Genomic DNA, 437 nt, shown 5'->3' on the forward strand with positions numbered 1-437 from the left:
AGGGCGGTGCCGTTGATGCTGAGGAGGCTCAGGCCGCCATCGGCGGCGCTGTCGTTGCCGAGCAGGGTGAGGCTGACCGAGCCGTCTTCGTTGACGCTGAAGCTGTCGTCATTGGCGACCACGGCGTCGTCCTGGGCGGCGACGTTGATGCTGACGGTGGCGCTGTCGGTGTCGCCATCGGCGTCCTGGGCGACGTAGTCGAAGCTGATGCTGCCGTTGAAGTCGGCGCCGGGGACGAAGGTCAGGCTGCCGTCGGCGGCGACGTTGACCACGCCGTTGCTCACGGCGATCGCCTGGGCGGCGCCGGTGAGGGCGGTGCCGTTGATGCTGAGGAGGCTCAGGCCGCCATCGGCGGCGCTGTCGTTGCCGAGCAGGGTGAGGCTGACCGAGCCGTCTTCGTTGACGCTGAAGCTGTCGTCATTGGCGACCACGGCGTC

Annotated in this window: 1 protein-coding gene; it reads right to left on the reverse strand. The window is 68.6% G+C overall.

The annotated features are described in order from the left end of the window. The coding region (locus tag F3I62_RS20085) for an Ig-like domain-containing protein (RefSeq protein ID WP_178122544.1) at positions 1-437 on the reverse strand (437 nt) is incomplete at both ends.

This window comes from Pseudomonas sp. R-28-1W-6 (assembly GCF_009799925.1).
Taxonomy (GTDB): Bacteria; Pseudomonadota; Gammaproteobacteria; order Pseudomonadales; family Pseudomonadaceae; genus Aquipseudomonas.